This window comes from uncultured Alistipes sp. (assembly GCF_949296715.1).
GTDB lineage: Bacteria > Bacteroidota > Bacteroidia > Bacteroidales > Rikenellaceae > Alistipes.
The window spans coordinates 47034-57993 of the sequence record NZ_CASFQD010000014.1 but is presented as its reverse complement, the minus strand read 5'-3'; the positions used below and the strand labels follow the sequence as shown (position 1 = coordinate 57993).

At 56.2% G+C, this 10960-nt stretch carries 20 protein-coding genes; 1 reads left to right on the top strand and 19 read right to left on the bottom strand.

What is annotated here, in order from left to right; translation table 11 throughout:
* The coding region (locus Q1Y33_RS02200) for a hypothetical protein (protein WP_300797795.1) at positions 1–227 on the top strand (227 nt) is incomplete at its 5' end.
* Positions 228–527: 300 nt separating this feature from the next.
* On the opposite strand, the gene rplQ is transcribed toward Q1Y33_RS02200, so the two are convergent.
* The 19 genes from rplQ to rplN all read right to left on the bottom strand — a co-directional run bounded on the left by rplQ (position 528) and on the right by rplN (position 10959).
* Positions 528–1103, bottom strand: a complete 576-nt coding sequence (rplQ, locus tag Q1Y33_RS02195) for a 50S ribosomal protein L17 (protein WP_300797793.1) — start codon at positions 1101–1103, stop codon at positions 528–530.
* A 3-nt stretch (positions 1104–1106) separates the two neighbouring features.
* The gene (locus Q1Y33_RS02190; RefSeq protein WP_300797792.1) at positions 1107–2099 is read right to left on the bottom strand and encodes a DNA-directed RNA polymerase subunit alpha; all 993 of its coding nucleotides are present in this window, start codon (positions 2097–2099) and stop codon (positions 1107–1109) included.
* Positions 2100–2120: 21 nt separating this feature from the next.
* Positions 2121–2729, bottom strand: coding sequence for a 30S ribosomal protein S4 (gene rpsD, locus Q1Y33_RS02185; protein WP_295907972.1), 609 nt, complete (start codon positions 2727–2729; stop codon positions 2121–2123).
* Positions 2730–2778: 49 nt separating this feature from the next.
* A complete protein-coding gene (rpsK, locus tag Q1Y33_RS02180) occupies positions 2779–3168 on the bottom strand; it encodes a 30S ribosomal protein S11 (RefSeq protein ID WP_022307380.1) in 390 nt (129 codons plus the stop codon).
* Positions 3169–3181: 13 nt separating this feature from the next.
* Complete coding sequence (gene rpsM / locus Q1Y33_RS02175) at positions 3182–3562, bottom strand: 30S ribosomal protein S13 (RefSeq protein WP_295907969.1); 381 nt, start codon at positions 3560–3562, stop codon at positions 3182–3184.
* A 40-nt stretch (positions 3563–3602) separates the two neighbouring features.
* Positions 3603–3719 carry a type B 50S ribosomal protein L36 gene (ykgO, locus tag Q1Y33_RS02170; protein WP_010262443.1) on the bottom strand — a complete coding sequence of 39 codons (117 nt, stop codon included), beginning with the start codon at positions 3717–3719 and terminating at the stop codon, positions 3603–3605.
* Positions 3720–3739: 20 nt separating this feature from the next.
* Positions 3740–3958 carry a translation initiation factor IF-1 gene (infA, locus tag Q1Y33_RS02165; RefSeq protein ID WP_009597667.1) on the bottom strand — a complete coding sequence of 73 codons (219 nt, stop codon included), beginning with the start codon at positions 3956–3958 and terminating at the stop codon, positions 3740–3742.
* Between the two features lie 6 nt (positions 3959–3964).
* A complete protein-coding gene (gene map / locus Q1Y33_RS02160; RefSeq protein WP_300797789.1) occupies positions 3965–4741 on the bottom strand; it encodes a type I methionyl aminopeptidase in 777 nt (258 codons plus the stop codon).
* 34 nt (positions 4742–4775) lie between these two features.
* Complete coding sequence (gene secY, locus Q1Y33_RS02155) at positions 4776–6152, bottom strand: preprotein translocase subunit SecY (RefSeq protein WP_300797787.1); 1377 nt, start codon at positions 6150–6152, stop codon at positions 4776–4778.
* Positions 6153–6174: 22 nt separating this feature from the next.
* The gene (gene rplO, locus Q1Y33_RS02150; RefSeq protein ID WP_300797785.1) at positions 6175–6621 is read right to left on the bottom strand and encodes a 50S ribosomal protein L15; all 447 of its coding nucleotides are present in this window, start codon (positions 6619–6621) and stop codon (positions 6175–6177) included.
* Positions 6622–6648: 27 nt separating this feature from the next.
* Positions 6649–6834 (bottom strand): 50S ribosomal protein L30, encoded by a 186-nt coding sequence (gene rpmD / locus Q1Y33_RS02145; protein WP_295907959.1) that lies wholly within the window; start codon positions 6832–6834, stop codon positions 6649–6651.
* Between the two features lie 13 nt (positions 6835–6847).
* Positions 6848–7366: a 30S ribosomal protein S5 gene (gene rpsE / locus Q1Y33_RS02140; protein WP_300797782.1), complete on the bottom strand. Its 519-nt coding sequence runs from the start codon at positions 7364–7366 to the stop codon at positions 6848–6850.
* A gap of 6 nt (positions 7367–7372) precedes the next feature.
* Positions 7373–7735, bottom strand: coding sequence for a 50S ribosomal protein L18 (gene rplR / locus Q1Y33_RS02135; RefSeq protein ID WP_300797780.1), 363 nt, complete (start codon positions 7733–7735; stop codon positions 7373–7375).
* 17 nt (positions 7736–7752) lie between these two features.
* Positions 7753–8340 carry a 50S ribosomal protein L6 gene (gene rplF, locus Q1Y33_RS02130; RefSeq protein WP_300797778.1) on the bottom strand — a complete coding sequence of 196 codons (588 nt, stop codon included), beginning with the start codon at positions 8338–8340 and terminating at the stop codon, positions 7753–7755.
* Positions 8341–8365: 25 nt separating this feature from the next.
* Entirely contained in the window at positions 8366–8764 is a 399-nt protein-coding gene (gene rpsH, locus Q1Y33_RS02125) for a 30S ribosomal protein S8 (RefSeq protein WP_300797776.1), read from the bottom strand.
* Positions 8765–9389: 625 nt separating this feature from the next.
* Entirely contained in the window at positions 9390–9686 is a 297-nt protein-coding gene (gene rpsN, locus Q1Y33_RS02120) for a 30S ribosomal protein S14 (protein WP_022307370.1), read from the bottom strand.
* A 2-nt stretch (positions 9687–9688) separates the two neighbouring features.
* The gene (gene rplE / locus Q1Y33_RS02115; RefSeq protein WP_300797774.1) at positions 9689–10249 is read right to left on the bottom strand and encodes a 50S ribosomal protein L5; all 561 of its coding nucleotides are present in this window, start codon (positions 10247–10249) and stop codon (positions 9689–9691) included.
* The gene (gene rplX, locus Q1Y33_RS02110; RefSeq protein ID WP_295907937.1) at positions 10249–10572 is read right to left on the bottom strand and encodes a 50S ribosomal protein L24; all 324 of its coding nucleotides are present in this window, start codon (positions 10570–10572) and stop codon (positions 10249–10251) included. The genes rplE and rplX overlap by 1 nt, the downstream gene beginning before the upstream one ends.
* A gap of 21 nt (positions 10573–10593) precedes the next feature.
* Entirely contained in the window at positions 10594–10959 is a 366-nt protein-coding gene (gene rplN / locus Q1Y33_RS02105) for a 50S ribosomal protein L14 (protein ID WP_087311260.1), read from the bottom strand.
* Position 10960: the final 1 nt, after the last annotated feature.

Below are 10960 nucleotides of genomic sequence, written 5' to 3'. Positions count from 1 at the left end.
GGACACTGGGGCAAGAGCCGATAGAAGTATCTTTTCAGAGTGCGTTCGCTGTATCCGCTCTCACTCGCAAGGTCACAAATACGCTGTTTGCCGCGAACCCAACGCGCGAACCATATAAACTTGTTTTTATCGGAAATCCAAACTCGACGATCCGTAAAATAGCTGCCACAATTCTTACAACAATAGCGGGTGTATCCGCTTCGAGTACCCCATTTTATGGTCTCTAAAAAGCCGCAATGAGGACATCGTATTTTTCGTTTCTTTGACATAAAAACAGAGATTAGTAGAAACCGGTTTCTACTAATCTCTGTTTTATCCTTATAACTGCCAAATAGTATGTCGGTTACATCTTATACCACCAACCACTTTTGGCATCATTACCGGAGTACTCACGTACCATCCATCCGGGGATTTCCAACGATGATGCGGATCGCCCGCACCACCGAACCGTTCAGTCACAGGACCTGCACGGAGAGAAAACAGCCTTTCAATCTGCCTTCCCCTCCCCTGCTCGGCCCCGGGCCGAATTACATCTTCTTGCCGACGTTGGTCTTCTTGGCTACCTTCGGAGCGGCACTCTTGGCGGCAGCAGCCTTCGGAGCGACGTTCTTCGGGGCCTTCTTCTCGCCCTCGACTACCGTGGCATCCTCGACAGCGTCCGTCTTCTTTGCGGCGCTCTTGCGCGAACGGCGCGTCTTGGGCTTCGCCTCCGCAGCGGCGGGCGTGATGCCCAGCGTATAGGCCTCGTTGAAGTCCACGAACTCGATGATGCACATATCGGCGGCGTCACCCAGACGGAAGCCCGTCTTCAGGATGCGCGTATAACCGCCCGGACGCTCGGCAATCTTCGGAGCGATCGTGCGGAAGAGCTCCGTCACGGCCTCCTTCTGCTTGAGGTACGAGAATACGACGCGGCGCGAGTGGGTCGTGTCCTCCTTCGACTTGGTCACCAGAGGCTCCACGAACATACGAACGGCCTTGGCTTTCGCGAGCGTCGTCTCGATGCGCTTGTGCAGAATCAGCGACGAGGCCATGTTCGAAAGCATCGCCTTGCGGTGTCCCGCCTGACGGCCGAGGTGGTTGAAATTCTTATTGTGTCTCATAAATTAATCTTTGTCAAGTTTGTAGATTGATACGTCCATACCGAACTTCAGGTTCAGGGAGGCAAGCAGCTCGTCGAGTTCCGTGAGCGACTTCTTGCCGAAGTTGCGGAACTTCAGCAGGTCGTTGCGGTTGAGCTTCACCAGATCGCCCACCGTATCGACGTCGGCAGCCTTCAGACAGTTCAGGGCGCGGACCGAAAGGTCCTGATCCGAGAGCTTCGTCTTCAGCAGCTGGCGCATGTGGAGCACATCCTCATCGAACTCCTCGGCGCCGTTCGTCTCCTCCATGTTCACCGTGATCTTCTCGTCCGAGAAGAGCATGAAGTGCTGGATGAGAATCTTGGCGGCCTCCTTCAGAGCCTCCTTGGGGTGAATCGACCCGTCGGTAGTAATTTCCAAATTCAACTTCTCGTAGTCGGTCTTCTGCTCGACGCGGTAGTTCTCGATCGAGTACTTCACGTTCTTGATGGGCGTGAAGATCGAGTCGATCGGCAGCGTACCGAACTCACATTCGGCAGGTGCATTCTCCTCGGCCGGAACATAGCCGCGACCCTTGCCGATCGTGAGCGTCATCTGCATCTTGGTACCCGGGGCCAGGTGGCAGATCACCAGGTCCGGATTGAGCACCTTGAAGAACGACAGATAATTCGAGATATATCCGGCAGTCAGCTCCGTAACACCCGCAACGTTAATGGATACTTTTTCGGCATCCTGATTATCGACTGTGCGGATAAAACGAACCTGCTTCAGACTGAGGATGATATTCAACATATCCTCCATCACTCCGGGGATAGCGGCAAACTCGTGATCGACACCGGCTACCTTGACAGTCGTGATCGCGTAGCCCTCGAGCGAAGAGAGCAGAATACGACGCAAAGCGTTACCGACAGTCATGCCGAATCCGGGCTCCAGCGGTCGGAATTCGAACTTTCCGAACGACGAAGTGGACTCCAGCATTATAACCTTTTCAGGTTTCTGGAATGCTAATATTGCCATAATATCGAATTTGTTTGATTACTACTTCGAGTACAACTCGACGATAAGCTGCTCCTTGATGTTCTCGGGAATCTCCTCGCGCTCGGGCTTCTGCAGGAAGCGGCCGCTCATCGTGGCGCCGTCCCACTCAAGCCAGGCGTAGCGGCTCTTCGACGAGCCGGCCAGAGATGCCGTGATTACCTCCAGGCTCTTCGACTTCTCGCGAACCGACACCACGTCGCCCGCACGCAGCGAGTACGAGGGGATGTTCACGACGTTGCCGTTCACGCAGATGTGGCAGTGCGAAACGAGCTGGCGGGCAGCTGCACGCGTCGGGGCGATACCCAAGCGGTAAACAACGTTGTCCAGACGGCACTCGAGCAGCTTCAGCAGGTTCTCACCCGTGATACCGCCCATGCGGGCAGCCTGCTCGTAGGTGCGCGAGAACTGCTTCTCGAGCAGACCGTACGTATACTTTGCCTTCTGCTTCTCGCTCAGCTGCGTACCGTACTCCGACACCTTCTTGCGCTTGCGTGCCAGACCGTGCTGTCCGGGAGGGAAGTTGCGCTTCTCAAGCACCTTGTCGGCACCGTAAATAGCTTCGCCGAACTTGCGGGCGATTTTCGATTTTGGTCCTATGTATTTTCCCATTGTCTTTACGTATTAAAAATCCTTGATTTATCCTTAACCTCGACTGCAATTATACGCGACGGCGGTTAGGAGCGCGACAACCGTTGTGCGGCAGCGGAGTAACGTCGATGATCTCCATCACCTCGATACCTGCGCCGTGGATGGTGCGCACGGCCGACTCACGGCCGGCACCCGGACCCTTGACGTAAACCTTCACCTTGCGCAGACCCATGTCGTAAGCGACCTTTGCGCAGTCGGCGGCCGACGTCTGTGCGGCATACGGAGTATTCTTCTTCGAACCACGGAAGCCCATCTTACCGGCCGACGACCAGCTGATGACGTCACCTACCTCGTTGGTAATGGTGATGATCACGTTGTTGAAAGTGGAGTGTACGTAGGCGTTACCCACGGCACCAACCTTAACAACCTTCTTCTTGACTGTTCCAGTTTTCTTTGCCATAATTCTCTAAAGATTACTTTGTTGCCTTTTTCTTGTTTGCGACCGTCTTCTTGCGGCCCTTGCGGGTACGCGCGTTGTTCTTGGTCGACTGTCCGCGAACCGGAAGTCCCAGACGGTGACGGATGCCGCGGTAGCAGCCGATATCCATCAGTCGCTTGATGTTGAGCTGAACGAGCGAACGGCATTCGCCCTCGACCTTGATACCCATCTCGGCGATCGTCGCACGAATCGCGCCGACCTGGTCGTCCGTCCAGTCCTGAACTTTGAGATCGTAGCTGATGCCTGCGGCATCGAGGATCTTGCGGGCCGTCGAGCGACCGATACCGTAGATATAGGTCAGGCCGATCTCGCCCCGCTTGTTTTTCGGTAAATCTACACCGACTATACGTGCCATATTACTTCTTTTACTTTTTTACGAAATTGTGTTAAAACCATCAACCCTGGCGCATTTTGAACTTGGGATTCTTCTTGCAAATGACGTAGAGTTTCCCCTTACGCTTCACAATCTTGCAATCCTCGCTTCTTTTCTTGATGGATGCCTTTACTTTCATGATTTTCGAGCAATCTAAGGTTATTTGTACCGGAAAGAGATACGGCCCTTCGTCAGATCGTAGGGCGTCATCTCCACTTTCACTTTATCTCCGGGAAGGATCTTGATGTAGTGCATGCGCATCTTTCCCGAGATATGGGCCGTGAGCACGTGACCGTTGTCCAGCTCGACGCGGAACATCGCGTTCGAGAGGGCCTCGATGATCGTCCCGTCCCTTTCAATAGCAGCCTGTTTTGCCATAGAGTCTTAGTTGTTTATTGCCTGTTCGATGATACTGAAATCCGTCAGCACGTCGGGGCCGCCGCGGCGGACAGCCACTGCGAACTCGTAGTGCGCCGCCGGTTTGCGGTCGCGCGTGCGGACCGTCCAGCCATCCCGTTCGAAAACCACCGCTTTGGTCCCCATGTTGATCATGGGCTCGATGCAGATGACCATGCCCTCCTTCAGCAGGGGCCCTCTGCCACGCGCTCCGTAATTGGGTACACCCGGGTCTTCGTGCATTTTCCGACCCAGACCGTGTCCCTCCAATTCCCGGACCACGCCGTAACCGAAGCGCTCGGCATACTCCTGCACGGCGGCCGAAATGTCGCCTACGCGGTTGCCGGCCTTCGCCTGTTCGGTACCCTTATAAAGAGCCTCTTTGGTGACGTCCATCAGCTGCCGTACCTCCTCGGCAACCTCTCCCACGGCGAACGTATACGCCGAATCACCAACAAACCCCTTCATAAACGTACCGCAATCGACCGAAACGATGTCGCCCTCCTTGAGGACGCACGTCGAGGATGGGATACCGTGAACTACCTGTTCGTTTACCGAAATACACAACGAAGCCGGATAGCCCTCATACCCGAGGAAAGCGGGAACTGCCCCGTGCGCGCGGATGAAATCCTCGGCAATGCGGTCCAACTCCTTGGTCGTGACGCCGGGCCGGATGTGGCGACCCACTTCGGCCAGCGTCTGCGACACCAGGATGTTGTTCTCGCGGAGCAGTTCGATCTCCTCGTCTGTCTTCAGATATATCATTTCTCTTCGCTAAGATTCTCTGTCGGAAAACTTCCTAATGACGACCCTGAATACGTCCGGTCTTCATCAGACCATCGTAATGGCGCATCAACAGGTAGCTCTCTATCTGCTTGAGAGTGTCGAGCACCACGCCGACCATGATCAGCAGCGACGTACCGCCGTAGAAGTAGGCGAACGACTGCTGGATGCCCAGGAACTTCATCGCCAGCGCCGGCAGGATGGCCACGATGGCAAGGAAGAACGATCCGGGAAGCGTGATGCGCGTCATGATGGTGTCGATGTAGTTCACGGTCTGCTTGCCGGGTTTCACGCCCGGGATGAAGCCGCCGTTTCGCTTCATGTCATCGGCCATCATTTGAGGGTTGATGATAATCGCGGTGTAGAAGTACGTGAACGCGATTACCAGCACGGCCAGCGTGAGGTTGTACCAGAAACCGGTCATCGAGCTGAAGGCAGCCGCGAAGGCCGTACCGGTAAACAGCGCCGGGATGAACATCAGAGCCTGCGCGAAGATGATCGGCATCACGTTCGCAGCATTCATCTTCAGCGGGATGTACTGACGTACACCGCCGTACTGTTTGTTCCCGACGATACGCTTGGCATACTGCACAGGTACCTTGCGGACAGCCTGCACGAGGGCGATCGTCGCCATGAAGACGAGGAACAGGAGCACCAGCTCGAGGATCAGCATGATGGCGCTGCCCGTTGCCGTCTGGAAGCGGGCGTTGACCTCGGCCAGCAGCGCGTGCGGAAGACGCGCCACGATGCCGATCATGATGATGAGCGAGATACCGTTGCCGATACCCTTGTCCGTGATCTTCTCACCGAGCCACATGATGAACATGGTGCCGGCGATGAGGATCGTCGTCGCATACATGACGAATCCCGTCGAATTGCCGTAGACGAAGGCGGAGGAAGCCTGGTGGTAGAGGTTGGTGATGTAGGCCGGGCCCTGAAGGAGCAGGACACCGATTGTCAGCAACCTTGTCCACTGATTCATCTTGCGGCGGCCGCTCTCACCCTCCTTCTGCATTTTCTGGAAATACGGGATCATCATGCCCATGAGCTGGATGACGATCGAGGCGGTGATGTACGGCATGACTCCGAGCGCGAAGATGGCGGCATTACCGAATGCACCGCCAGAGAAGACGTCCAGCAGTCCCAGAAGACTGTTGCCCTCCAACTGACCCGCGTAAGCCGATCCCTCGCCCAGGGCGTTGGGATTGATGCCCGGAATCACAACGAAACAGCCCAAGCGGTAGACCAGCAGCAGCCCGATCGTGTACAGCACACGCTTGCGCAGCTCCTCGATCTTGTAGATGTTCTTGAGCGTTTCTACCAATTTCTTGTTGGTCGCCAAAAGAGCGATGACCACTAAAAAGACGATACCAACAACGAGATACTGATTCATAATTTTCGGGTTCTAAGGTTGCTTACAGTTTTTCGATACTGCCGCCGGCGGCCGTGATGGCAGCCTCGGCGCTCTTCGAGAATGCGTGAGCCTTCACGACGAGTGCTTTGGCCAGCTGGCCGTTGCCCAGGATCTTCACCTTGTCGTTCGACGAGACGAATCCGGCCTGCACCAGCGTATCGAACGTAACCTCAGCGAGCGATTTCTTGGCTGCGAGTTCCTCGAGCGTCGAAAGGTTGATGGCCTTGAATTCGACTCTCTTCAGGTTCGTGAAACCGAACTTGGGAAGACGACGCTGCAGCGGCATCTGACCGCCCTCGAAGCCCAGCTTGCGCGAGTAACCCGAACGCGACTGAGCACCCTTGTGACCACGGGTGGCCGTGCCACCGTGTCCCGAACCGGCACCGCGGCCGATACGCTTGTCGTGGTGCGTTGAACCCTTTGCGGGTTTGAGATTATTGAGTTCCATGCTTAAAAATTCCGTTAGCCGTTAAACTTATTTTGCGACCTGCTCGACCTTGACCAGGTGCTTCACGCGCTCGATCATGCCCTTGATGATCGCCGAGTCATCGTGCTCGACGACGGCATTGATCCGCTTCAGGCCCAGCGCGTCGAGGTTCTTGCACTGACGCTCCGTGGCGCCGATGCGGCTTTTCACCTGGGTGATTTTCAATCTTGCCATTGCTTGTTGAGAATTAACCGTTAAACACCTTGTCCATCGAGATGCCGCGCAGCTGGGCGACGCTGCGTGCGTCACGCAGTTCGCAGAGGGCGCCGATGGTAGCCTTCACCAGGTTGTGGGGGTTCGACGAGCCCTTGCTCTTTGCGAGCACGTTCTTGATGCCCAGCGACTCCAGCACGGCACGCATGGCACCGCCGGCGATGATACCCGTACCGGGAGCGGCCGGACGGATCATCACGAGCGAACCGCCGTAGCGATACTCCTGCTTGTGGGGAATCGTACCCTTGATGACGGGGATCTTCACCAGGTTCTTCTTGGCATCCTCCACGCCCTTGGCGATGGCGGCCTGAACCTCCGAAGCCTTGCCCAGGCCGTAGCCTACGACGCCGTCCTCGTTACCCACGACGACGATGGCCGAGAAACTGAAGGTGCGACCTCCCTTGGTTACCTTGGTAACACGCTGAATGCTTACGAGTCTGTCCTTGAGCTCGAGGTCGCTGGTGCGTACTTTCTTTATGTTGGTATTTGACATGATCGCTTAGAATTTAAGTCCGCCTTCGCGTGCTGCTTCGGCCAGCTGTTTAACTCTTCCGTGATACAGGTAGCCGTTACGGTCGAAGGCAACGGCCGTGATGCCTTTGGCGGCGGCACGCTCGGCGGCCAGCTTGCCCACGAGGGCTGCCACCTCGCACTTCGTCTTGCCGGCGGCTGCCTCGGCAACCTCCTTGTCGAGCGAGGAGGCCGTAGCCAGGGTTACACCTGCGAGGTCATCAATAAACTGCACGTAGATCTGCTTGTTGCTACGGAATACAGTCATGCGAGGCTGTGCGGGCGTTCCGCTCACGATCTTGCGGATACGCATCTTGATCCTCTCTCTTCTTTCTATCTTGTTCAGTGACATAACTTCAGACTTTTACACTATTTAGCACCTGCCGACTTGCCGGCCTTGCGACGCAGCTGTTCGCCGACGAACTTGATACCCTTGCCCTTGTACGGCTCCGGCTTGCGCAGCGAGCGCAGCTTGGCGGCGACCTGGCCGATGAGCTGCTTGTCGATCGACTTCAGCGTCACGATCGGGTTGCCCTTCTTCTCCGTAACGGCGGTGGCGGTCACCTCCTTGGGAAGCAGGAAGTGGGTGTCGTGCGAGTAGCCGAGGCTCATTTCGAGCACCTGGCCCTTGACTTCGGCCTTGAAGCCGACGCCGACGAGCTCCTGCTTGATTTCATAACCCTTCGAAACACCGATGACCATGTTGTTGATCAGCGCGCGGTAGAGACCGTGCAGCGAACGGTGGCGGGGCTGGTTCGTAGGACGCGATACGAGCACGGCGGGAATCTCGGCTCCCGTGTGCGGGTCCTTGTGCGTGCCGACCTCTACCTTGATGTCCGAGTCTACCTTCTGACTCAGCGTCCCGAGTGGCCCTTTCACGCTTACCACATTGTCGGCGGCAACCTCTACGGTAACGCCGGCGGGCAGGTTTACAGGTAATTTACCAATTCTTGACATTGCGTTGATGTTTAATGATTTCCGATTAGTAGATGTAGCACAGCACCTCGCCGCCCACGTTCTCCTTGCGGGCCTTGGCGTCGGTCATGATACCTTTCGAGGTCGACACGATGGCGATTCCCAGTCCGTTCAGCACGCGGGGCATGTCCGATACGGAGGCATAGCGGCGCAGACCCGGGCGGCTGACGCGCTTGAGGTCCTTGATGGCGTTGGTCTTCGTGGCGGCATCCCACTTGAGCGCGATCTTGATCGAGGGGTGTCCCTTCTCGTCGGTGTCGAACTTGTAAGCGAGGATGTAACCCTGCTCGTAGAGAATCTTCGTGATTTCCTGCTTAATTTTTGAGCCAGGAGCTTCAACCACCTTGTGGTTGGCTTTCACTGCGTTTCTAATTCTGGTCAGAAAGTCCGCAATAGGATCAGTCATAACGAATAAGAAGTTAAAAATTAATGATTTGGTTAAACTTAAAGCGCGCAAATATACGCATTATTTCATAAAAAAGCAAGTTAGCGCCTAATTTTTAGCATTTTAAGCCCCACTTGCGGTATACGGACCATGTCGGCATGCCTTCGCAGCCAACATTTGTCCGCGCAAATCCTCCCGTTCCACGGTCCGCGACGCCCTCCGGAGCACCTCCGGAACGGCTGCCGCATCCCCGCGTACCCCGCCGCGCCACGCCGTTTTTCCGCCCGCCGACGGCACACGAAAAGGAATGACCCCTGCGGGCCCACCCCTCCCCGGTCCCGTGCGCCGCATGCGCGGCGTCGGACGAATCCCGGCGGCTCCGCGGAGCCCGGGAAATCTGCGACCAAGTACCGGATCTTTCGCTACGCCCCACATATCGGGAAGTTACCGCTTGCGGCGGCACTTTCCCCGACACTGTGACGTATCTACACGGATTCAGTACCCGTATCGGCCCCGATTCCTCCGAAAGCCCGCACGGCGCAACCGCCGTCCGGTCCTTCCACAGGCTGTTACACCCTCGGAATGCGGAACCTTGTGTGTGAGACAATCACAGAGTGCGGGGCGGACCCCGCCTCTGCGAAAGTTGTTACCAGCTGGCCTTCGTAACGCCCGGGATCAGACCCTTCGAGGCCATCTCGCGGAACTGGATACGGCTGATGCCGAACAGGCGGATGTAGCCCTTGGGACGGCCCGTGATCTTGCAACGGTTGTGCTGGCGGATGGGATTCGAGTTGCGGGGCAGTTTCGACAGGGCGATCCAGGCCTCCTCGTGGTCCATCTCACCGCTCTTTACCTTTGCGGCGATCTCCTCGCGCTTGTGAGCGTAACGCTTTGCGAGCTTCTCACGCTTCACCTCGCGCGCCTTCATTGACTCTTTTGCCATAACTATTGGTTCTTTTTAGCGTTTTTGAAAGGGAGGCCGAACTCGCGGAGCAGCGCATAGGCCTCCTCGTCGGTCCTGGCCGTCGTTACGAAGGTGATCTCCATACCGAAAATCTTGGTGATCTTGTCGATGTCGATCTCCGGGAAGATGATCTGCTCGGCGATACCGAGGGTGTAGTTGCCCTTGCCGTCGAACTTCTCGTTGATACCCTTGAAGTCACGGATACGGGGCAGCGCCACGGCGATCAGACGCTGCAGGAACTCGTACATCTTCGTGTCGCGCAGCGTGACACGCACGCCGATGGGCATGCCGCGACGCAGCTTGAAGTTCGAGATGTCCTTGCGCGAACGGGTCTGGACGGCCTTCTGGCCTGCGATCTGCGTCAACTCGGCCTGGGCCACGTCGATGAGCTTCTTGTCGGCGACGGCCTGACCCATACCCTGGTTGATGACGATCTTGAGGAGCTTCGGGCACTGCATGATGCTCGAATAGCCAAACTCCTTCATAAGGGCAGGAACGATCTGCTCCTTATACTGTGTCTTGAGTGTAGGTACGTATGCCATTATTTGATCTCCTCCCCTGACTTTTTAGCGTAACGAACTAATTTACCTTTGGCATCTGCCTTGCGGCCCACCTTCGTCGGCTTGCCGCTCTTGGGGTCGAGTACCATGAGATTCGAAACGTGGATAGGCGCCTCCTTCTCGATGATACCGCCCTGGGGATTCTGGGCATTGGGCTTGGTGGCCTTCTTGCAGATGTTCACGCCCTCGACGATGGCACGCTGCTTCGACACCTCGACCTTCAGGACCTTGCCCTGCTTGCCTTTGTTGTCGCCGGCGATGACCTGAACCATATCCCCTTTCTTAATATGCAATTTCACTGACATATCCGAAATCGTTTTTTATGATTACAATACTTCGGGTGCAAGGGAGATAATCTTCATATACTGGTCGCGCAGCTCACGAGCTACGGGGCCGAATATACGAGTACCGCGCATTTCACCCTGGTTGTTGAGCAGCACCACGGCGTTGTCGTCGAAACGAATGTACGAACCGTTGGCACGTCTGATCTCCTTGGTCGTTCTTACGACGACGGCTTTCGATACGGCGCCCTTCTTGACATCGCCCGAGGGAGAGGCGCTCTTGACAGCGACTACGATCTTGTCGCCGATGGATGCGTAACGACGCTTCGTGCCGCCAAGCACCCGGATGCAAAGAACCTCTTTGGCACCGCTGTTGTCAGCTACTACGAGTCTACTTTCCTGTTGTATCATA

Bases quoted from the DNA above. Each gene is read 5' to 3' on its own strand.
- rplR (WP_300797780.1), bottom strand. From the start codon at position 7,735: ATGTCACTGAACAAGATAGAAAGAAGAGAGAGGATCAAGATGCGTATC.
- rpsK (WP_022307380.1), bottom strand. From the start codon at position 3,168: ATGGCAAAGAAAACTGGAACAGTCAAGAAGAAGGTTGTTAAGGTTGGT.
- rpsH (WP_300797776.1), bottom strand. From the start codon at position 8,764: ATGACTGATCCTATTGCGGACTTTCTGACCAGAATTAGAAACGCAGTG.
- map (WP_300797789.1), bottom strand. From the start codon at position 4,741: ATGATATATCTGAAGACAGACGAGGAGATCGAACTGCTCCGCGAGAAC.
- rpsN (WP_022307370.1), bottom strand. From the start codon at position 9,686: ATGGCAAAAGAGTCAATGAAGGCGCGCGAGGTGAAGCGTGAGAAGCTC.
- infA (WP_009597667.1), bottom strand. From the start codon at position 3,958: ATGGCAAAACAGGCTGCTATTGAAAGGGACGGGACGATCATCGAGGCC.
- rpsD (WP_295907972.1), bottom strand. From the start codon at position 2,729: ATGGGAAAATACATAGGACCAAAATCGAAAATCGCCCGCAAGTTCGGC.
- rplE (WP_300797774.1), bottom strand. From the start codon at position 10,249: ATGGCATACGTACCTACACTCAAGACACAGTATAAGGAGCAGATCGTT.
- secY (WP_300797787.1), bottom strand. From the start codon at position 6,152: ATGAATCAGTATCTCGTTGTTGGTATCGTCTTTTTAGTGGTCATCGCT.
- rplN (WP_087311260.1), bottom strand. From the start codon at position 10,959: ATGATACAACAGGAAAGTAGACTCGTAGTAGCTGACAACAGCGGTGCC.
- rplX (WP_295907937.1), bottom strand. From the start codon at position 10,572: ATGTCAGTGAAATTGCATATTAAGAAAGGGGATATGGTTCAGGTCATC.
- rplQ (WP_300797793.1), bottom strand. From the start codon at position 1,103: ATGAGACACAATAAGAATTTCAACCACCTCGGCCGTCAGGCGGGACAC.
- rpmD (WP_295907959.1), bottom strand. From the start codon at position 6,834: ATGGCAAGATTGAAAATCACCCAGGTGAAAAGCCGCATCGGCGCCACG.
- rpsM (WP_295907969.1), bottom strand. From the start codon at position 3,562: ATGGCACGTATAGTCGGTGTAGATTTACCGAAAAACAAGCGGGGCGAG.
- rplF (WP_300797778.1), bottom strand. From the start codon at position 8,340: ATGTCAAGAATTGGTAAATTACCTGTAAACCTGCCCGCCGGCGTTACC.
- rpsE (WP_300797782.1), bottom strand. From the start codon at position 7,366: ATGTCAAATACCAACATAAAGAAAGTACGCACCAGCGACCTCGAGCTC.
- rplO (WP_300797785.1), bottom strand. From the start codon at position 6,621: ATGGAACTCAATAATCTCAAACCCGCAAAGGGTTCAACGCACCACGAC.
- ykgO (WP_010262443.1), bottom strand. From the start codon at position 3,719: ATGAAAGTAAAGGCATCCATCAAGAAAAGAAGCGAGGATTGCAAGATT.
- Q1Y33_RS02190 (WP_300797792.1), bottom strand. From the start codon at position 2,099: ATGGCAATATTAGCATTCCAGAAACCTGAAAAGGTTATAATGCTGGAG.